Raw genomic sequence first — 19,331 nt, 5'->3', positions numbered from 1 at the left:
TGGATAGGAGTGATGTTGTGGAACAACTTGTGACTGTGGTGACGACGATTTCAGATTGGCTGTGGGGAGTGCCGATCATCTCGTTACTCGTGTTATCTGGACTCTATTTGACGATTCGTTTAGGATTCTTCCAATTCCGATACCCCATCTACATACTGCAACAAACGTTAGGAAGTGTCTTCAAAAAACCAAAAGGTGAAGGGGATATCAGCCCTCGCCAGGCGTTAACGTCAGCCTTATCGTCAACCATCGGTGCGGCGAATATCATCGGGGTGCCGGCCGCCATCATGTTCGGCGGTCCGGGCGCCATCTTCTGGATGTGGGTCATCGCGGTCGTCGGCATGGCCATCAAATTCTCGGAGAGCGTCCTCGCGGTCCGCTATCGTGAGAAGAACGAGGCCGGTGAATTCGTCGGCGGTCCTGTCTACTATATGGCGAAAGGCTTGAAATTGAAATGGCTCGCCTCTTGGTTTGCCTTCGCCCTCATGATTGAGCTCATCCCGAGCATCATGGTCCAAGGTAACGCTGTCAGCTCGGCCGTCCGGGAGACGTTCAACGGGAATACGCTCGTGACCGGCATCATCGTCGCCGGGCTCGTCGGACTCGTCGTCTTTGGCGGCATGAAACGGATTGCCAAAGTGACGGAAGTCATCGTTCCGGCGATGGCACTCGTCTATGTCGGTGCCGGCTTCGTCATCGTCTTGATGAACTTCTCGCAAATCCCAGAAGTGCTCGGGCTCATCTTCTCATATGCCTTCCAACCGATGGCCGCGCTCGGTGGTTTCGCCGGTGCCGCGATTGCCGAGACGATTCGTTGGGGCTTCGCCCGTGGTCTCTATTCGAACGAGGCAGGACTCGGGACGGCCCCGATTGCACATGCGGCTGCCCAGACCGATCATCCGGTACGGCAAGGCTTCTGGGCCGTCATCGGTATCGTCATCGATACACTCATTATCTGTAGCACAACGGCGTTCGTCGTCTTGTCTTCTGGTGTGTGGACACGGGCTGATGCGATGAACGACCCGGCAGCCCTGACGACGATCGCGTTCCAACAGTACTTCGGCTACACAGGTAGTCTGCTCGTCACGATTTCGCTCATCTTCTTCGTCTTGTCGACGATCATCGTCATCATCTTCTACGGGTCACGCCAAGCCGAGTACTTGTTCGGATTGAAGGCCGGCTTCATGATGAAAGTCGTCTATATCGCCTCGATTGTCATCGGTGCGATTGGCGGCGCCCAAATGATTTGGAATTTCCTTGATTTGATGCTCGCGATGATTCTCATCCCGAACATGATTGCCGTCCTGATGTTGAGCGGTGAAGTGAAGCGCTTGACGACCGAGTTCTTCACGTCAGAGAAATATTATAAGAAAGACGTCGCCGAGAAGAAGGCGTCGTAACGACAAACCCGGCTGCAGTGGCAGCCGGGTCCTTTTTTATGAACTCATTTCAATTTTTTCGATTGCTTGACGAATCCGACCGACCGAGGCGTCGAACTGCCCCTGTTCCGTATCAGTCAGTTCAATCTCGACGATTTGACGAATCCCGGTCCGGTCAATCAAGGCTGGGACACCAATATGGAGTCCTGAGGCCCCGTATTCGCCGTCGAGATGGGCCCCGATCGTCACGACCGAGTTCTCGTTTCGGACGATAGCGCGGACGATACGAAGCAAGCCGAGCCCGATGGCATAATACGCGGCACTCTTATATTCGATGATTTGATTGGCCGCATCACGGACACGTTGGTAAATCGCATCCAAGTCTTCTTGGCGATACGACTCATTCTCTGCGAGCAGTTGCTGGACCGATTTCCCGTAAATCCGGGCGTTGTCCCAGGCGACGAAGCCTCCGGCACCGTGTTCGCCCATATAATAGACGTGGCAGTTCCGTGCCGACAAGTCGAAATACTCACCGACCTTATAACGGAGACGAGCCGTATCGAGCACGGTCCCCGAACCGATGACGCGATGCTTCGGTAACCCGGACGCTTTCCAGACGACGTGCGCCATGACGTTGACCGGGTTCGTCGCGACGACGAGGATGCCGTCGAATCCGCTCGCCATGATTTGTTCGGTGACATATTTCATGACCGATGCGTTTTGTTCGGCGAGGTCCATCTGCGTCTGACCAAGCTTTTGCGCGGCTCCGGCCGTGATGACGACGATATCGGCGTCACGGCAGTCCGAGTAGTCGCCCGCCCAAATCCGGACCGGGCTCGGGGCGAATGAGATGCCGTGATTGAGGTCCATCGCCTCTCCTTCGGCCTTGGCGTGGTTTGAGTCAATCAAAACGAGCTCTTCACAGAGCGCGGCCATCGACAGTTGATAGGCGAAACTGACACCGACCCAGCCGGCGCCGACGACGGCGATGCGGGTGATATCTTCTGGGTCAATCGTGTTCAAGTGATCCATGTGCTTCATCCCTTTCTAAACGTGTTCTCTTTCTTAGCATACCCGACTCGTCTTTGTTTCACGACAAAAACTAAACAATCAGTATGTACGAAATACATACAGGATTACGCTACGCATCACGTTTCGGTTCAAATATGCCTGTATCTCGAACATAACCAAAAATCTGAATCGTTTCTTTCCCCTGTACGAATGAGATTCGTTCTTTTTTTAGGATAGATATCAATTCATCAGTCATGTCACATACGTCTGGGTCGACGATGGCTCCCTTATCAATCAATACCTTTGGTCGCAATCGAATCCATTCGATTGATCGTAAAGAAGATTCCACCCAAATCTCACCCCATTCTGCCCATAACACTTCGTACTCAGACAACGACTCGCTTGGAAATAACGTAGCCTCACCTAAGAATTTGATTTGATAAGGCGGAGCATACTTCAAGACTTCTGAGACAACTCGACCGAGACGCTTCCATCTCGTCTCATTCATAACCGATGTCAATTGACGCTCTTCGATTACTTGTAATTCTTTTTGTCGATTCATCCCATTCTCCTCTATAGTGTATGTTCTAATTTTACAATCGCCCGTGACACTTCATCCCGATTCTGTTTTCGTTTCATCCATTCAGGCAATCGACTTTCGATACTTCGATTCGCCCCTTCGCACGTCCGAATCGTTGCCTCGATGTAGCGCTTCATGTATTCGAGATGTTCTCGGTTGTAAGCCCATAACACCTGCCCACTTGCATACAGCTTCTGTAAGTGTGGTTCACACGTCGCATGATTTGATCGATTTCGAGGTCGGTCTTTGCGTTCATTTTGTCAGCGTTGAAATATCCCGTCACCAAAAACATCATGTAATTTTCTCCTCTCAAGACTACAGGCACGCTTCAGCTCATCCCATTCCCTATTCCCTGTTTGTAGGTAGACAAAAAGACGGTCGACATGAGATCATGTCAACCGCCTTTCTCAATCTATTCAGGATTACCCGATCGATCCTTCCATCTCAAACTTGATGAGACGGTTCATTTCGACGGCATATTCCATTGGCAATTCTTTCGTGAACGGCTCGATGAAGCCCATGACGATCATTTCTGTCGCTTCTTCTTCCGAGATTCCGCGGCTCATGAGGTAGAAGAGTTGCTCTTCTGACACTTTAGAGACTTTCGCTTCGTGCTCGAGTGAGACTTGGTCGTTCAAGATCTCGTTGTACGGGATCGTGTCCGACGTCGACTGGTTATCCATGATGAGCGTGTCACATTCGATGTTCGAACGTGCGCCTTTTGCTTTACGACCGAAGTGGACGATTCCGCGATACGAGACTTTTCCGCCTTGTTTCGAGATCGACTTCGAGACGATTGATGACGACGTGTTCGGTGCGAGGTGAATCATTTTCGCGCCCGCGTCTTGGTGTTGCCCTTTACCGCCGAGAGCGATCGAGAGCGTCATTCCGCGTGAGCCTTCACCTTTCAAGATGACGGCCGGGTATTTCATCGTGAGTTTCGAACCGATGTTACCATCGATCCACTCCATCGATCCACCCGCTTCACAGACGGCACGTTTCGTGACCAAGTTGTAGACGTTGTTCGCCCAGTTCTGGATCGTCGTGTAACGGCAGTATGCGTCTTTGTTGACGAAAATCTCAACGACCGCCGAGTGGAGTGAGTTCGTAGTATAGACCGGTGCCGTACATCCTTCGACGTAATGGACAGATGCGCCCTCGTCGACGATGATGAGCGTCCGCTCGAACTGACCCATGTTCTCCGAGTTGATCCGGAAGTAAGCTTGGAGCGGTTGCTCGAGCTTCACGCCTTTTGGTACGTAGATGAATGAGCCACCTGACCATACAGCCGAGTTGAGTGCCGCGAACTTGTTGTCCGTCGGCGGAATCAATTTCCCGAAATACTCACGGAAGATGGCTTCATCTTCTTTGAGCGCCGTGTCTGTATCTTTGAAGATGACACCTTTTGATTCGAAATCTTCCTGCATACTGTGGTAAACGACTTCTGACTCGTACTGAGCCGAGACGCCTGCCAAGTATTTTTGCTCCGCTTCTGGGATTCCGAGTTTGTCAAACGTACGTTTGATTTCTTCTGGAACCTCGTCCCACGAGTTCTCTGTCTTCTCAGACGGTTTGACATAGTATGTGATCTCATCGAAATCAAGTGCCGTGAGATCGCCGCCCCATGTCGGCATCGGCATTTTGCGGAACTGCTCAAGTGATTTCAAACGGAACTCGAGCATCCATGCCGGTTCTTCTTTCATGTGCGAGATCGTCTCTACGATTTCGTTCGTCAAGCCGCGGCCTGAACGGAAAATCGAGATGTCTCGGTCATGGAAGCCATATTTATAATCGCCAATGTCAGGCATGTTTTTCGCCATATCGGTCTCCTCCTTCTGCTTACGCTTCCTCGTCGACTCCCTTTTCAAGCGCTTTCCACGCGAGCGTGGCGCACTTGATGCGAGCCGGGAACTTTGAGACGCCAGACAACGCTTCGATGTCGCCTAGGTCGAACGTGTCTGTATCGTAGTCTTTCCCTTGGACCATCTCCGAGAAGATGTTCGCCAATTGGAGTGCCTCGTCTACAGACTTGCCCTTCACGATTTGAGTCATCATCGATGCCGAGGCGAGACTGATTGAGCAGCCTTCCCCTTCGAACTTGGCATCTTTCACGATTCCGTCCTCGACTTGGAGTTGGAGTCGGAGTGAATCCCCGCACGTCGGGTTGTTCAAGTCGACCGTCACGCCATCTTCGATGACGCCACGGTTTCTTGGGTTTTTATAGTGATCCATGATGACCTGTCGGTACAACATGTCGAGATTGTTAAAACTCATAATTGAAATACTCCTTCGTTTGACGTAGCCCTTCGATGAAGCGGTCGACTTCTTCTTTCGTATTGTACAAGTAGAAGCTCGCTCGGGCTGTCGATGATTGCTTCAGGAGACGCATGAGCGGCTGGGCACAATGGTGGCCGGCCCGGACTGCGATGCCTTGCATATCCAATACGGTCGCAAGGTCGTGGGCGTGCACGTCACCTAAGTTGAACGTGACGAGTCCGACACGTTCCTCTGGCCCGTAAATCTCAATGCCTTCAATCGTCCGCATCTGTTCGATGGCGTACGTCGCGAGCGCCCGTTCGTGGGCTTCGACGTTCTCGAGACCGAGGTCTTCTAAAAAGTCGATGGCCGCTGCCAAACCGACGGCGCCGGCGATAATCGGCGTCCCCGCTTCGAACCGGTACGGGATGTCTTTCCATGTCGACTCATACAAGTCGACGTAATCGATCATCTCGCCACCGAATTCGACCGGTTCCATGTGTTTGAGCAACTGCTTCTTCCCGTATAAGACGCCGATTCCGGTCGGACCGAGCATCTTATGGCCTGAGAAGGCGAGGAAGTCGCAATCGAGTGCTTGCACGTCAAGTTTCCGGTGCGGTGCGCTTTGCGCCGCATCGACGACCATGATCGCCCCTTTTTCGTGGGCGAGCTTCGCCACGTCGGCGATCGGGTTAATCGTGCCGAGCACGTTCGAGACGTGACTCATGGCGACGATTTTCGTCCGGTCCGACAAGACGGCACGGACCGCGTCGAGCGTAACCCGACCGTCCGGCGTCAATTCGACGTAACGGAGCGTGGCCCCTTTACGCTTGGCGAGCTGTTGCCACGGAATCAAGTTCGCGTGGTGCTCCATCGGCGTGAGGACGATCTCGTCCCCTGCTCCGACGTTTGCATCCCCGTAGCTTGATGCGACGAGGTTAATCGCCGTCGTCGTCCCGCGTGTGAAGATAATCTCTTCTGGGACGGCGACGTTGATGAATGAACGGACGCGCTCCCGCGCCCCTTCATACGCATCCGTCGCGTGCGTTCCGAGCGTATGGACGCCCCGGTGCACGTTCGAGTGGATGCGGCGATAGTAATCCTCGATCGCCTCGATGACAGCAAGCGGCTTTTGGGAGCTCGCCGCGCTGTCGAGATAGACGAGCGGATGGCCGTTGATTTCCTGATCTAAAATCGGGAACTGTTTACGAATCGAGGCATCGATCATCTTAACGTACTTTCCCTTCGATGACTTCACGGAGACGGTCTTTGACCGACTCGATCGCGAGTTGCTCGACGACCGGGTTCAAGAATCCGTGAATGATCAAGCGCTCAGCTTCCTTACGTGACAGACCGCGGCTCATCAAGTAGTAGAGCTGCACGTCGTCGACACGTCCGACCGAAGCGGCGTGACCTGCCATGACGTCGTCCTCATCGATGAGGAGAATCGGGTTGGCGTCGCCACGTGCCTTTTCAGACAACATGAGGACACGTTCCGTTTGAACGCCGTTCGATTTCGAAGCGCCATGGTGAATCATCGATGTTCCGCTGAAGATGGCCGTGGCCGAATCTTTTTGGACACCGTGAATCAAAATGAACCCTTCTGAAGACTTCCCGAAATGGTCCGTCCGGATGTTGAAGTTTTGTTTCTGTGCGCCACGACCGATCGTGACGGCTTTCGTGTCTGAGAACGTGTTGTCTCCGACGAGGTGCGTCTTCGTCTCGACGACCGAGTTGCCATCGTTCATGTGACCGAGCGCCCATTCGAGGCGTGCGTTCTCATAGACGACACCGCGGCGGTTCATGAACGAGAGGGCCGATTCAGCGAGCTGATCGACACCACCGAAGACGACTTTCGCGTTCGCACCAGCGAACACTTCCGTCACGGCGTTGACCGTGTGCGGCTCGTTCGTGCTCGAGAGGAAGCTCTCGATATACGTCAATTCACTGCCTTCGTCTGCGACGATGATCGTGTGATGATAGAGCGCGCCGTTCGCTTGTTCCATCGTGAAGATGGCTTGAAGCGGATCTTTCAACTGGACGTTCTTCGGTACGTATAAGAACGCACCGCCGTTCATGAGGGCAGCGTTCAACGCAGACAAACGTTCTTCGTCCACGCGGACACCTTCTGTCATGAAGTATTTCTCGACGAGGTCCGGATGTTGCTCCATCGCTTCGTTGATGCCCATGAAGAGGACACCTTCTGGCGTCGCAAGTTCGTTGTAGACGACATGACCGTTGCGTTCAACGAGCACGTTTGTACGGTGGTCTCCAAGAAGTGCTTCGATTTCAGGCGTCAAGCCGTCGTGCTTCGTGAGCTCGACGTCTCCAGAGACGAAGTCCCATTTATCAATCTTGATCTTTTCAACTTTTGGCAAGGCGAGAGTCGGCGCAAGTTCTGCTGCTTCTTTGCGACGGTTGACCATAAATGCTGGTCCACCGAGCGCCTCTGCACGTGCCGCTACTGCTTGTGCATCCAATTCAAATTGTACGGTCATCGTACAGCCTCCTTACGCTTCTGTGTCTACTGTCATTCCAAGATCTTGCTTCACCCAGTCGTAACCTTCTGCTTCGAGTCGTTGTGCAAGCTCTTTGCCACCTGACATGACGATTTTCCCGTCCATCATGATGTGAACAAAGTCTGGCTCGATATAGTTGAGGAGACGCTGATAGTGCGTAATGATCAAGCAGCCGAACTCTTCTGAACGCATTTCGTTGACGCCTTTGGCGACGACTTTGAGCGCATCGATGTCAAGACCTGAGTCGATCTCATCGAGGATGGCGATGTTCGGTTTGATCATCATCATTTGAAGAATCTCGTTACGTTTTTTCTCTCCGCCCGAGAAACCTTCGTTTAAATAGCGGTGTGCCATTTCTGAAGGAATTTCGAGGACATCCATCTTCGCATCAAGTTCACGGATGAACTTCATGAGCGAGATTTCTTGGCCTTCTTCACGGCGCGAGTTGATCGCTGAACGCAAGAAATCGGCATTCGTGACACCACTGATTTCAGCAGGATACTGCATCGCGAGGAACATTCCGGCTTGCGCGCGCTCGTCGACTTCCATGTCGAGTACGTCTTCGCCGTTCAAATCAACGCTTCCACCTGTGACTTCATACAATGGATGACCCATAAGTGCCGATGCGAGTGTAGATTTACCCGTCCCGTTAGGACCCATGATGGCGTGAATTTCGCCACCTTTAATTTCAAGATTCAGACCTTTGACGATCTCTTTTCCTTCGATTGAGACGCGGAGGTCATCAATTTTCATGTGTGGTACGTTAGACATTCGGATACCCCTTCCGTTTTCTCGCCATTGTTGGCGTAGATTAGATATATTCTAATCTTAATCTAGGCAATTTTTTATTTCAAGCGACTCACCTTATTATTCATTCTCAATAAAACTTAAATGTTGAGAATGAGAATATCGGGAAATCAAGACATTATCCAACTTTTTCCTCAGCTAACGCCAAAACGATTTTCCGTTCTTTTAAGGCGCCGGCGAAGAAGAAGGCGCCGCATGCTGTCAATACGGCCAAGCTTCCAAACACTGGTAGCGCCGCATTGTCGAATCCGTCGAGCAACACTCCCCCGATGACGGGACCAATCGTCTGACCGAGCGCCGTCAACCCCATCGCCCCAAAATACGTCCCACGCAGATGGGCCGGTGCGAGCTCATCGGTCAACACGTCCGTCATCGTGAACATGAGGACCTCGCCGACCGTGAAGATGACCATCGCGACGAATAAGATCCACGTCTCGGTCGCCAAGCCGATGAGGAGGAGCCCTGTCGACAACGTACCGACACCGAAGAAGAGCGACTTGATTGGCGAGACACGAATCCCAAACCGCATAATCGGATACTGGACGACGAGCACGGTGATCGCGTTAACCGTCAATAGATACGCGAACAGGCGGGAGCCGTTATCGAATCCGTCATGGAACGCGATGAACTGCGGCAACGTCGCATTGAACTGACTATAGCCGATGATAGCAAAGATCATCCCGATGATGACAAAGCGGAACGTCTTATCTTGTTGTAACACACGGAACGTCTCCGTCAAGCGTGGTCGGACTTTGACGCCATCGCCTTCTTCGAACGGATACTTCCGGAATAGCGTCGAAATGACGAGTCCATATAGTACATACACGCCCGTCACGACGAAGAAAGCGCTCTTCGCACCGGTGAGCGATAAGACGACCGCGAGCAAAGGACCAATCGCCGCCGCAATATTGATTAAAAAATAGCGGACGTTATAGACGATGACGCGCTGATCCGGCTGCGTCGTGTCGCTGATGAGCGCGCGGGACGCCGGCTCGAGGAACGACCGCGACACACCCATGAGTACCGAGAACATATAAAACCAAAACAATTCCGTCACGAGTGCGAAGCCCGTGAATGTCAAGGCGTTCAAGACGATACCGATCAGCATCAACTGTTTGCGCCCGTAACGGTCAGACAGCGTCCCCCCGAAAAAGCTCATGAACAACCCCGATAGCGCCGAGATGGCGAACACCGTCCCGATCACGCTCGCCGAGAAACCGAGCGTCGCCAAATATATCGCAAAAAATGGCATAACAAAAAATGTCGACAGCCGGGCAAAAAACGTACCGAACAAGACGCCCAGCGTCAGCGGATGAATCTGTCGTATGTTCATCCGAATCCCCCCTTTTTCTACATATATGTAGTGTACTTCTATTGGTGAACCAAAACCACTGCAAACAAAAAAGGCCCGGGATCACCCGGGCCTGGACGAGATTATTGTTTGACCGGTACGACTGCACCTTTGTACTCATCCAAGATCCACTGTTGTGTCTCTTCTGATGTGAGGACTTCAAGGAGTGCTTTGACGCGCTCGTCATCTTCGTCGCCTTCACGTGTGACGATCAAGTTGACGTAAGGTGAATCTTCGCCTTCGAGAGCGATTGCGTCTTCGAGCGGGTTGAGACCGGCATCGATCGCGTAGTTCGTGTTGATGAGGACCGCGTCCCCTTCGCCGTTGTTGAACGCTTGCGGGAGAAGTGCCGCTTCGACGTCCGTCTTGAACTCCAAGTTTTTCGGGTTGTCGACGATGTCTGAAACCGTCGCGTCCGTCGTCTTGCCTTCCGCGAGTGTGAGCAAGCCTTCTGATTGGAGCATCGTGAGGATTCGTCCGTGGTCAGCGACCGACGAGCTCATGATGATTTCCGCGCCGTCTGGAAGCTCATCGAGTGATGCGTAGTCTTGCGAGTACACACCGATTGGCTCGATGTGGACGCCGCCGGCTGAAGCGAATTTGTAGTCTTTGTTTTCAGCCATTTGCGACTCGAGGTACGGTTGATGTTGGAAGTAGTTCGCGTCCAACTCTCCGTCTGCGAGCGTCTTGTTCGGGAGGACGTAGTCTTGGAACTTCTTGATTTCGAGCGTATAGCCCTTCTCTTCGTATTCGTCTTGGACGTGCTCTAAAATCTCAGCGTGCGGGACGTTTGACGCGCCGACGACGAGCGTCTTGTCATCGCCCGAACCTGATTCTGAATCCCCGCCGCCGCAAGCCGCGAGAATCGTGAGTGCTGAAGCTGCCGTTAAACCGAGTACTGTTTTCCATGATTTCATTATAAAACCCCTCCAAATTTTCTATTTGATTAAGCGGAACGCTTATCGATTACAGATACGAGTCGATCGCCGATGAACTGGATGACGAAGACGATGACCAAGATTAAGACGGTCGCGACGAACGTGACGTCACTTTGTGAACGTTGGAACCCTTCGAGGAACGCCAAGTTCCCGAGTCCCCCGCCGCCGACGACCCCTGCCATCGCCGTGTAACCGACGATTGCGACGATCGTGACCGTGATGCCTGACACGATGGCCGGCAACGCTTCAGGGAACAATACTTTATAGACGATCTGCCATTTTGTCGCGCCCATCGATTCAGCCGCCTCGATGACACCGCGGTCGACTTCGCGAAGCGCGAGCTCGACCATCCGTGCATAGAACGGGGCCGCACCGATGATGAGCGCCGGCAGTGCTGCCGTTGACCCGAGCATCGTCCCGACGACGAGTAACGTGAACGGGATGAGCAAGATAATCAAAATGATGAACGGGATCGACCGGAAGATGTTGACGACCGCGCTGATGACCGTGTAAATCGGACGATTCTTCATCATGAGCGGCTCGTTCGTGACGTATAAGAGCATCCCGAGGGCGAGACCGATGACGAACGTTGCGGCTCCGGCGACGAGCGTCATATAGAGCGTCTCCCACGTCTGTTCTAACATGACTTGCCAATCTACATTAGGAAACATCGCTTTCTACCTCCACTTCCACTGCCTGCGATCGGATTGAGGCGATGGCCCGCTCGACTTCAGCCGGCTCTCCGATCAATTGGATGAATAATGTCCCGAGGGCACCGACTTGTGACTGCGTCACGTTGCCGCCGATGATGTTGAAGCCGATGTCATGTTGCTTCAACACTTCCGACAGAATCGGTTGTTCGGCCGTCTCGTTCAAGAATTTGAGCTTGACGATTTGGCCGCTCGGATAACGGGCTTTCAAGTGCTCGAACGTGAGCGACATGTCTTCGACCGCCCCGATCTGTTTGACGAACTCTTTCGTGATCGGCTGTTCCGGATGTTGGAACACGTCGGCGACTTGTCCGGTCTCGACGACCTTCCCGGCCTCCATGACGGCGACGCGGTGACAGATCTTTTGGATGACGTGCATCTCATGCGTGATAAGGACGATCGTCAACCCGAGCTTCTTGTTGATGCTGACGAGCAGTTCGAGAATCGAATCCGTCGTCTTCGGGTCGAGAGCGCTCGTCGCTTCATCGCAGAGGAGCACTTCTGGATTCGTAGCGAGCGCACGGGCAATCCCGACTCGCTGCTTTTGGCCGCCCGATAATTGTGACGGATAGCTGTCTTCTCGTCCGGCGAGGCCGACGAGTTCGACGAGTTCTTGGACGCGGCGTTTGCGCTCGCTCGCCGGTACCCCGATGAGCTCGAGCGGGAAGCTGATATTCTCAGCGACCGTGCGCGACCATAACAAGTTGAAGTGTTGGAACACCATCGAGACGTTTTTACGTACCCCGCGTAGTTCCTTCGGTGTAAGTTTCGTCAGCTCGCTGCCGGCGACGACGATCTCACCGGTTGACGGTGACTCGAGTCGGTTGAGCAGACGGATGAGCGTCGACTTCCCTGCCCCCGAATATCCGATTATTCCAAAAATTTCGCCGCTATCGATTGTAAGCGACACATCATCGACCGCCTGGACCCGACCGTTCTTCGTGTCGAACCATTTGGCCACATTGCGTAATTGAATCAATCCATTTCCCTCCTGACAACAAAAAAAGTACGCACGTTTGAGCAAACGTGCGTACTTTATCGTACGGACAACGATTGCTCTCATCTTCCAAGGTATACACCTTGCTGGAATTAGCACCATTTCGGATTGCTCCGCGGTTGCTGGGCGTCATAGGGCCAGTCCCTCAGCCTCTCTTGATAAGAGTGGTTGCGTATTCGATTAGCCTTATCATAGCGACATATTATTTTCATGTCAAACTATTTTATGCGGAAAACTAAAAAAAGGTGCCATCCGAGGATGACACAGAACGTAGCACCTTGAGTCACTGAAGGACAACCCATAGATGAACCTCTTTTGCCCGATCAGAGCATTCATCCTTATATGGGGGATTTTGACCCGACCATCACTCGGTCTTCGAACGGACCATGCAATTACGCGACCGGTGCCCCGACGCTTGATTTTTTTGGGGGACAATCGAAGGGAAGGTCCACCTGAAATCGCGTAAGCTCATGCAGCGGTTGTTCGAAAACGTCTTGATGACGGGAAAATCTCGTCCTATGTTGTGTTCAAGTAAGATGTTGTAATGAATATATCATTCGTGAACTTTCTGTGTCAACAGATTATTTAAAATTTTCAGATTATTCTCATCAACCTATCTCATTTAACGAAAGATAGGACGTTCTGGACGTTTTGAAATGCGTACAAACGATCGCGAACTTGGCCATTCTCCAGCTTTAAGAGCGCCGGGACGCTCATCACTTGATACGCCTCGAGCTCGTTCGGGATGAAGTTGGCATCACGCTTTTCAATCTTCAATTCTGGGTCGACCGCCTCGACGACCGAGAGCATTCGCTCGGCCACGGCGCATGTACCGCACATCGGGGCGTATATATATAACAATCCGTCAGTCATCATTGTTCTCACCTCTTCTATAAGTATATGAATGCGGACCGCTCGGTTCAAAAGTTGTGCTCAATTGGAAAATTCTGAACATTTCAATATTTCCTGTTGACGCTCGGCTGAAAGAGGCATAGTATGGTCAATAACTTTATTGCTTTTGTACATAACAGCAAACCAGCAGAAAAGGACAGGTGAATCCCCAATGACGGAAGAGAAGCTTACCGGAAAACAATTTTTAATGAACGTCTTGAACGGCCTCAGTCTTGCCATCCTCATCGCCCTCATCCCGAGCGCATTGCTCGGTGAATTAACGAAAGCCATCTTGCCGTATGTTCCGTCCTTGCAATTCATCTTAGATGCGACGACGATTGCGATGCGCCTGTTACCGGTCATTATCGGTGTCGCCGTCGCCATGCAGTTCGGGCGCTCGGCGCTCGAAGCCGGGACAATCGGCATCGCGACCCAGGTCGGGAGCGGCGCCATCCGCATCGAGGAAGGCGCATTCCTCATGGCCGGCATCGGTGACGTCATCACGGCTGGTGTGACGGCTGCGCTGGCGACGTTCCTCGTCATGCAGTTGTCACCACGCTTGAAGACATACACCGTGCTCGTCTTGCCGATGACGGTCATCGTCGTCGCCGGGGGCATCGGCGCCTTCCTGCTCACGTACATCTCACAAATTACAACGTACGTCGGAACGATCATCATGACGATGACGGAACTGCAACCGATTGTGATGGGCATGTTGATCGCGATGGCGTTCTCGCTCATCATCGTCTCGCCAATCTCGACGGTCGGTATCGCCACGGCCATCAGCTTGTCTGGTGTCGCGGCTGGTGCCGCCAACCTCGGCGTCGTCGCCGCCGGGTTCGGTCTCGCTATCGCCGGCTGGCAGATGAACGCGACCGGAACGTCGATTGCCCACTTCCTCGGGTCACCAAAGATTCAAATGGCGAACTTCGTCCGTCGTCCAATCATGATGTTGCCGGTACTCGCCAATGCGGCCATCCTCGGAGCACTCGCAGGCATCCTTCGGATCGAAGGCACACCGATTAGCGCCGGTTTCGGCGTCTCCGGTCTCATCGGTCCGGTCAACGCCTTGCATTTGATGCCGGGTGGCTTCGCACTCTGGAACGTCATGCTCGTCGTCGTGTTGTTTGGTCTCATCCCGATCGCACTCGGCGTGCTGTTCTATCGTCTGTTCAACCGGACGTCGCTCATCAAGCCTGATCATTACCGCCTCGACTTCGATTAATCAAAAAGACCCGGCTTCTCGTAAAGAGAAACCGGGTTTTGTTTAGCCTTGAATCATCGCTTCGTATTCTTCGGCTGACATGAGCTTGTCGACGTCCGACGCGTCGTTCAACTCGACTTCAATCATCCAAGCGCCTTCGAAAGGTGCTTCGTTGACGAGTTCTGGTGAATCGGCGAGTGATTCGTTCACCGCTGTGATTTTCCCAGAGATCGGTGCGTAAAGCTCCGATACGGTTTTGACCGATTCGACCGAACCGAACGGCTCGTCGAGTAAGATCGTGCCACCGACTTCAGGAAGTTCGACAAAGACGATATCCCCTAGCTCGCTTTGTGCGAAATCCGTGATTCCGATGCGGGCGACGCTTCCGTTCACTTCAACCCATTCGTGCTCTTTTGAATAACGTAGATTGGCAGGTACTTTGCTCATCTTAACTTCCCCCTCAAATGAATTAGACTCACACGAGTATTATAGCACTTCGCCCCAAACGTCTGTAAACGACTTTTCTGAAAATCCGACAGTTGATTTTTGACCATCTGTCACGATTGGGCGCTTCAAAAGCATACCATTGCTCGCAAGAAGCTCGAGTTGTTCGTCTTCTGATAGATTTGGTAGCTTGTCCTTGATGCCTTCGTTCCGATACACTTGCCCGCTCGTATTGAAGAATTTCTTCAGCGGGAGGCCCGACTGCTTCCACAGTTCGGCCAACTCGTCTTTCGACGGTGTCGCCTCGACGATATGGACGTATGTATAGTCGACGCCGTTCTCTTTCAACCACTTTTCTGCTTTTTTACACGTACTGCACGGCGGATAACCGTATAGTGTTACCATGTTCATCACCTCTCCTGTTACTGTAGCATATTCCGCTTCAACCCTTCACGCCTGAAGCAAGCGCACAATCTCTCGCTTGAGCGTCGGATTGACCGGGTATTGCGCCTCAATATGGCGAAGGATGGCCGCGGCCGCCTCGACCGATTTGCCGTAACCGGGAACCCACTCCTTGAGACGTGCGACGAGCTCGGGATGCGTCCCCTCGACCCGGCGTGTCGGGTTGAACGGGTCGCTCGTTTCTCCATAAGCCATCAACACGTTGTTGACGGCTGCGACTTGAATCAGTTCGAAGCCGGCGAGTTGTTCACCGCGCCGTTCCCGGAGCAGTCCGACGTATAGGTTCGTCAACGCCTCCTCGTAGCGGTGTGCGGCGTCTGCAGGGCGTGTGACGACCTTTGGCGTCGCGAACGTGTCGAGCGCCTCGTCACGCTGCCAGACGACACGTCCCGGTGTATAGGCGATGCCAGGCATCTCCACAATCTCGAACACGGCGAACTCGGCATAGATACCGTCCGCATACATGACCTTATGTCCGTCTCTCGTGTTTTGGAATTGGTACGCCAACGGCTCGACCGCGAGCCAATCCAAGTTGTCGATGAAGCGGGCCTTATGCCCGTCCTCGACGATTAAAAAGAAATCGAGGTCCGAATAGTCGTCGAGCCGGTCCGTCTCGAGTCCGATCGACCCGAGCGCGAGCAGCATGAGTGTCCCCTCATGCTCGGCGACCGAGCGGCCGATTGCATCCATCCGTTCTAACAAATCATCTCGTCTCATCCATATCCCCTCCTGCATCCATTGTACGGTCTGCAGACAGCAAAAAGAAAGGGCGACCGCGTCCGGTCCACCCTTTCTTTCGCTTGCTTATACGATGAACTTGTTCGCTTTGATGAGGCTCGCAGCGACTTCGCGCTTCGTGCCGATGACGTTGATCGGCTGGTAGCGGCTGAACTTCTTCATCGCCGACAAGAGCATGCGCTGCTCGTCACCCGATGCGGCCGCATACAACACTTCTTTCGCCATGAGTTCGACTTGCTTGAACACTTGCTCGGCGAAGATTTCCGTGTAGCGGACTTTCTGTTGGTTCTTCTCTACGCCTGTGCGGGCGATGGCTTTCTCCGTCCGCGCGATGGCCGCCTCGAGTGCATAGATGGCGCTGATGATGTCGGCGATCTTCGCGAGAATCTCTTGCTCGTTCTGGAGGTTTTGCTGATATTTCTGGACGGCCGTTCCGGCAATCATCAAGTTGATTTTCTTCATGTTCGTTAGAAGCATCTTCTCGCGTGCGAGCGGTGACCCGTCAAGCTCTTGCGGCATGTAGCTCATGAGCTCTTTTTGGAGTTTCTGTGCTTCCGCGAGGAGCGGCAAGTCGCCTTTCATCGCCTTCTTGAGAAGCGTACCTGGGACGATCAACCGGTTGATCTCGTTCGTTCCTTCGAAGATCCGGTTGATGCGTGAGTCACGGTACAAGTTCTCGACTTCATATTCCGTCATGAAGCCATAACCGCCGTGGATTTGGACCGCTTCGTCGACGACGTAGTCGAACGTCTCCGAGGCGAACACTTTGTTCAATGAACATTCAATCGCGTATTCAGCGATGGCTTGGGCGACTTTCGACCCGTCACGCATGTTGTCGTCGCCGAGGGCGTCGAGGCTGTCTTGGAACAGACCGCCCGTGCGGTAGACCGAGCTCTCCATCGCATAGATGTTCGCAGCCATCGTCGCGAGTTTCTCTTGGATGAGCGGGAACTGACTGATCGGCGTCTTGAACTGTTTGCGCTCGTTCGCGTATTGGACCGAGAGATCGAAGGCACGTTTCGACGAACCGACCGCACCGACCGCAAGTTTGTAACGACCGACGTTCAAGATGTTGAAAGCGATGACGTGGCCTTTACCGATTTCTCCGAGGAGGTTGTCGACTGGGACTTCGACGTCTTCTAAGATGAGCGTCCGTGTCGATGAGCCTTTAATGCCCATCTTCTGTTCTTCGGCGCCTGTCGAGACACCTTTGAAGTCACGCTCGACGATGAAGGCGCTGAACTTGTCACCGTCGATTTTTGCGTAGACGACGAACACGTTCGCGAAACCAGCGTTCGTGATCCATTGTTTCTCTCCGTTCAACACATAATGTGTGCCAGCTTCGTTCAAGACGGCCGTCGCTTTCGCACCGAGCGCGTCCGACCCTGAGCCTGGCTCTGTGAGCGCGTAGGCGGCGATCCATTCGCCAGTCGCGAGCTTCGGCAAGTACTTATGCTTTTGCTCTTCTGTCCCGAAGAAGACGATCGGGAGCGTCCCGATGCCGACGTGGGCGCCGTAGCTGAGGGCGAATGAACGCGCTTTGGCGAACCGCTCCGTGATGATCGATGACGAGATTTTATCGAGCTGATAACCGCCGTACTCTTCTGGCACGTCCGCGCCGAGGAGGCCGAGCTCGCCCGCTTCTTTCAACAGTTCGACCGAGAGATCGAATTCGTGTTTCTCGATGCGGCCAAGGACCGGCATGACACGGTCGTCGACGAAGCTCGCCGTCGTGTCGCCGATCATCTTGTGCTCATCCGAGAAGTCTTCCGGTGTGAACAAACGATCCGCGTCGAGTGCGTCGATGACAAAGCTACCGCCTTTAATCAATTCGTGTTCTGTACGTTCCATTGTCAATTCCCCCTTATAGTAATTCGAAGACGCCAGCAGCGCCCATACCGCCACCGATGCACATCGTCACAATCCCATACTTTTCATTGCGTCGTTTCATCTCATGCAAGATTGAGACCGCGAGTTTCGCGCCCGTGCAACCGAGCGGATGCCCGAGGGCGATCGCGCCGCCGTTGACGTTCACTTTCGACGGGTCGATGCCGAGTTCACGGATGACACCGAGCGATTGGCTCGCGAACGCCTCGTTCAATTCGAACAATCCGACTTCTTCGAGCTTCACGCCGGCCATCTCGAGCGCTTTCGGGATGGCGACGACTGGTCCGATGCCCATCACTTCCGGACGGACACCGCCGACCGCGAACGAGAGGAATTTTGCCATCGGCTTCAAGCCTTGACGTTCCGCTTCTTCGCGCTCCATGACGAGCACGGCTGCCGCACCGTCTGATACTTGTGACGCGTTCCCTGCTGTCACCGAACCCTTGATTTTAAAGGCCGGGCGCAGTTTACCGAGCGCCTCGAGCGTCGAGTCGGCACGAACGCCTTCATCGTGTTTGACGACGAATTCACGTTCCGCGACTTTCCCGTCCTCACCGAGCACGTGCTCGACGACCGTGACCGGGACGATCTCTTCTTCGAACTTGCCGCCGGCGATCGCTGCCGCCGCTTTTTGGTGGCTGTCGATGGCGAACAAGTCTTGGTCTTCGCGCGAGATGTTATATTCAGCTGCGACACGTTCTGCCGTGTGGCCCATGCTCATATAGTATTCCGGCGCCGTCTCCATGATCGTCGGGTTCGGACGGATGACGTGCCCGCCCATTGGGACGAGACTCATCGATTCCATACCGCCGGCGATGACCGCCGTCGCTTGGCCGATCATGACTTTTGCTGCCGCGTCGGCGATTGCTTGGAGGCCTGACGAACAATAACGGTTGATCGTGATGGCCGGTACTTCGTGCGACAAGCCGCCGCGGACGGCCGCGTAACGGGCGATGTTCATCCCTTGCTCTGCTTCCGGCATGGCGCATCCCATGATGACGTCGTCAATCGGTCCCGTATAGCCCGACCGCTCGAGCGTCGCTTTAATCGCGTGCCCCGCGAGTTCGTCCGAGCGAACGTTTCGGAACGAACCGCGTTTTGCTTTTCCGACCGGCGTCCGTGCGCCGGCCACGATGACTGCTTCTCTCATCTGTTAA

Annotated in this window: 19 protein-coding genes and 1 riboswitch; of the genes, 2 read left to right on the top strand and 17 right to left on the bottom strand. The window is 53.6% G+C overall.

The features are described 5' to 3' along the window. Window positions 1–17: 17 nt before the first annotated feature. Window positions 18–1,400, top strand: coding sequence for an alanine/glycine:cation symporter family protein (locus KNP83_RS03750; RefSeq protein WP_214760655.1), 1,383 nt, complete (start codon window positions 18–20; stop codon window positions 1,398–1,400). A gap of 36 nt (window positions 1,401–1,436) precedes the next feature. Here the strand turns inward: KNP83_RS03750 and KNP83_RS03745 are convergent, their stop codons facing one another. The 12 genes from KNP83_RS03745 to KNP83_RS03690 all read right to left on the bottom strand — a co-directional run bounded on the left by KNP83_RS03745 (window position 1,437) and on the right by KNP83_RS03690 (window position 13,424). Beyond that, window positions 1,437–2,411 (bottom strand): L-lactate dehydrogenase, encoded by a 975-nt coding sequence (locus KNP83_RS03745; RefSeq protein ID WP_214760653.1) that lies wholly within the window; start codon window positions 2,409–2,411, stop codon window positions 1,437–1,439. Window positions 2,412–2,520: 109 nt separating this feature from the next. Then, on the bottom strand, window positions 2,521–2,952 hold the full coding sequence (locus KNP83_RS03740; protein WP_214760650.1) for a DUF6678 family protein: 432 nt from the start codon (window positions 2,950–2,952) through the stop codon (window positions 2,521–2,523). Between the two features lie 440 nt (window positions 2,953–3,392). Then, window positions 3,393–4,790: a Fe-S cluster assembly protein SufB gene (gene sufB, locus KNP83_RS03735; protein ID WP_214760648.1), complete on the bottom strand. Its 1,398-nt coding sequence runs from the start codon at window positions 4,788–4,790 to the stop codon at window positions 3,393–3,395. 19 nt (window positions 4,791–4,809) lie between these two features. Further along, the gene (gene sufU / locus KNP83_RS03730) at window positions 4,810–5,244 is read right to left on the bottom strand and encodes a Fe-S cluster assembly sulfur transfer protein SufU (RefSeq protein WP_029595098.1); all 435 of its coding nucleotides are present in this window, start codon (window positions 5,242–5,244) and stop codon (window positions 4,810–4,812) included. Then, entirely contained in the window at window positions 5,234–6,454 is a 1,221-nt protein-coding gene (locus tag KNP83_RS03725) for a cysteine desulfurase (protein ID WP_214761646.1), read from the bottom strand. The genes sufU and KNP83_RS03725 overlap by 11 nt, the downstream gene beginning before the upstream one ends. Window position 6,455: 1 nt before the next feature. After that, a complete protein-coding gene (gene sufD / locus KNP83_RS03720) occupies window positions 6,456–7,724 on the bottom strand; it encodes a Fe-S cluster assembly protein SufD (protein WP_214760646.1) in 1,269 nt (422 codons plus the stop codon). Between the two features lie 12 nt (window positions 7,725–7,736). After that, entirely contained in the window at window positions 7,737–8,498 is a 762-nt protein-coding gene (sufC, locus tag KNP83_RS03715) for a Fe-S cluster assembly ATPase SufC (RefSeq protein ID WP_114166887.1), read from the bottom strand. A gap of 172 nt (window positions 8,499–8,670) precedes the next feature. After that, window positions 8,671–9,885, bottom strand: a complete 1,215-nt coding sequence (locus KNP83_RS03710; protein ID WP_214712833.1) for an MDR family MFS transporter — start codon at window positions 9,883–9,885, stop codon at window positions 8,671–8,673. A 101-nt stretch (window positions 9,886–9,986) separates the two neighbouring features. Continuing rightward, a complete protein-coding gene (locus KNP83_RS03705; RefSeq protein WP_214760644.1) occupies window positions 9,987–10,820 on the bottom strand; it encodes a MetQ/NlpA family ABC transporter substrate-binding protein in 834 nt (277 codons plus the stop codon). 29 nt (window positions 10,821–10,849) lie between these two features. Further along, the gene (locus KNP83_RS03700) at window positions 10,850–11,512 is read right to left on the bottom strand and encodes a methionine ABC transporter permease (RefSeq protein ID WP_021065492.1); all 663 of its coding nucleotides are present in this window, start codon (window positions 11,510–11,512) and stop codon (window positions 10,850–10,852) included. Next, window positions 11,502–12,530: a methionine ABC transporter ATP-binding protein gene (locus tag KNP83_RS03695; RefSeq protein WP_214760642.1), complete on the bottom strand. Its 1,029-nt coding sequence runs from the start codon at window positions 12,528–12,530 to the stop codon at window positions 11,502–11,504. The genes KNP83_RS03700 and KNP83_RS03695 overlap by 11 nt, the downstream gene beginning before the upstream one ends. 77 nt (window positions 12,531–12,607) lie before the next feature. Next, window positions 12,608–12,713, bottom strand: a riboswitch (SAM riboswitch). Window positions 12,714–13,166: 453 nt separating this feature from the next. Beyond that, window positions 13,167–13,424: a thioredoxin family protein gene (locus tag KNP83_RS03690; protein ID WP_214760640.1), complete on the bottom strand. Its 258-nt coding sequence runs from the start codon at window positions 13,422–13,424 to the stop codon at window positions 13,167–13,169. A gap of 187 nt (window positions 13,425–13,611) precedes the next feature. Here KNP83_RS03690 and KNP83_RS03685 point away from each other — a divergent pair, with 187 nt between their 5' ends. Then, window positions 13,612–14,664 (top strand): PTS sugar transporter subunit IIC, encoded by a 1,053-nt coding sequence (locus tag KNP83_RS03685; RefSeq protein ID WP_214760637.1) that lies wholly within the window; start codon window positions 13,612–13,614, stop codon window positions 14,662–14,664. A gap of 42 nt (window positions 14,665–14,706) precedes the next feature. Here the strand turns inward: KNP83_RS03685 and gcvH are convergent, their stop codons facing one another. From gcvH to KNP83_RS03660, 5 genes are all read right to left on the bottom strand, one after another. Then, on the bottom strand, window positions 14,707–15,090 hold the full coding sequence (gcvH, locus tag KNP83_RS03680) for a glycine cleavage system protein GcvH (protein WP_021065488.1): 384 nt from the start codon (window positions 15,088–15,090) through the stop codon (window positions 14,707–14,709). Window positions 15,091–15,129: 39 nt separating this feature from the next. Continuing rightward, window positions 15,130–15,492 (bottom strand): arsenate reductase family protein, encoded by a 363-nt coding sequence (locus KNP83_RS03675; protein ID WP_214712825.1) that lies wholly within the window; start codon window positions 15,490–15,492, stop codon window positions 15,130–15,132. Window positions 15,493–15,537: 45 nt separating this feature from the next. Next, window positions 15,538–16,266, bottom strand: a complete 729-nt coding sequence (locus tag KNP83_RS03670) for a hypothetical protein (RefSeq protein WP_251139176.1) — start codon at window positions 16,264–16,266, stop codon at window positions 15,538–15,540. An 87-nt stretch (window positions 16,267–16,353) separates the two neighbouring features. Beyond that, complete coding sequence (locus KNP83_RS03665) at window positions 16,354–18,138, bottom strand: acyl-CoA dehydrogenase family protein (protein ID WP_214760635.1); 1,785 nt, start codon at window positions 18,136–18,138, stop codon at window positions 16,354–16,356. Window positions 18,139–18,151: 13 nt separating this feature from the next. Further along, on the bottom strand, window positions 18,152–19,324 hold the full coding sequence (locus tag KNP83_RS03660; RefSeq protein WP_214760634.1) for an acetyl-CoA C-acetyltransferase: 1,173 nt from the start codon (window positions 19,322–19,324) through the stop codon (window positions 18,152–18,154). Between the last annotated feature and the right edge of the window lie 7 nt (window positions 19,325–19,331).

Source organism: Exiguobacterium sp. s146, assembly GCF_018618415.1.
Taxonomy (GTDB): Bacteria; Bacillota; Bacilli; order Exiguobacteriales; family Exiguobacteriaceae; genus Exiguobacterium.
The sequence above is the reverse complement of the archived record's forward strand: the minus strand, read 5'-3'. Positions and strand labels throughout refer to the sequence as shown.

What these genes read in the sequence shown, in the direction of transcription:
- KNP83_RS03675 (WP_214712825.1), bottom strand. Translation starts at nt 15,492, where the DNA reads ATGGTAACACTATACGGTTATCCGCCGTGCAGTACGTGTAAAAAAGCA.
- sufC (WP_114166887.1), bottom strand. Translation starts at nt 8,498, where the DNA reads ATGAAAATTGATGACCTCCGCGTCTCAATCGAAGGAAAAGAGATCGTC.
- KNP83_RS03685 (WP_214760637.1), top strand. Translation starts at nt 13,612, where the DNA reads ATGACGGAAGAGAAGCTTACCGGAAAACAATTTTTAATGAACGTCTTG.
- KNP83_RS03745 (WP_214760653.1), bottom strand. Translation starts at nt 2,411, where the DNA reads ATGGATCACTTGAACACGATTGACCCAGAAGATATCACCCGCATCGCC.
- KNP83_RS03700 (WP_021065492.1), bottom strand. Translation starts at nt 11,512, where the DNA reads ATGTTTCCTAATGTAGATTGGCAAGTCATGTTAGAACAGACGTGGGAG.
- sufB (WP_214760648.1), bottom strand. Translation starts at nt 4,790, where the DNA reads ATGGCGAAAAACATGCCTGACATTGGCGATTATAAATATGGCTTCCAT.
- KNP83_RS03705 (WP_214760644.1), bottom strand. Translation starts at nt 10,820, where the DNA reads ATGAAATCATGGAAAACAGTACTCGGTTTAACGGCAGCTTCAGCACTC.
- sufD (WP_214760646.1), bottom strand. Translation starts at nt 7,724, where the DNA reads ATGACCGTACAATTTGAATTGGATGCACAAGCAGTAGCGGCACGTGCA.
- sufU (WP_029595098.1), bottom strand. Translation starts at nt 5,244, where the DNA reads ATGAGTTTTAACAATCTCGACATGTTGTACCGACAGGTCATCATGGAT.
- KNP83_RS03665 (WP_214760635.1), bottom strand. Translation starts at nt 18,138, where the DNA reads ATGGAACGTACAGAACACGAATTGATTAAAGGCGGTAGCTTTGTCATC.
- KNP83_RS03710 (WP_214712833.1), bottom strand. Translation starts at nt 9,885, where the DNA reads ATGAACATACGACAGATTCATCCGCTGACGCTGGGCGTCTTGTTCGGT.
- KNP83_RS03690 (WP_214760640.1), bottom strand. Translation starts at nt 13,424, where the DNA reads ATGATGACTGACGGATTGTTATATATATACGCCCCGATGTGCGGTACA.
- KNP83_RS03740 (WP_214760650.1), bottom strand. Translation starts at nt 2,952, where the DNA reads ATGAATCGACAAAAAGAATTACAAGTAATCGAAGAGCGTCAATTGACA.
- gcvH (WP_021065488.1), bottom strand. Translation starts at nt 15,090, where the DNA reads ATGAGCAAAGTACCTGCCAATCTACGTTATTCAAAAGAGCACGAATGG.
- KNP83_RS03670 (WP_251139176.1), bottom strand. Translation starts at nt 16,266, where the DNA reads ATGAGACGAGATGATTTGTTAGAACGGATGGATGCAATCGGCCGCTCG.
- KNP83_RS03660 (WP_214760634.1), bottom strand. Translation starts at nt 19,324, where the DNA reads ATGAGAGAAGCAGTCATCGTGGCCGGCGCACGGACGCCGGTCGGAAAA.
- KNP83_RS03725 (WP_214761646.1), bottom strand. Translation starts at nt 6,454, where the DNA reads ATGATCGATGCCTCGATTCGTAAACAGTTCCCGATTTTAGATCAGGAA.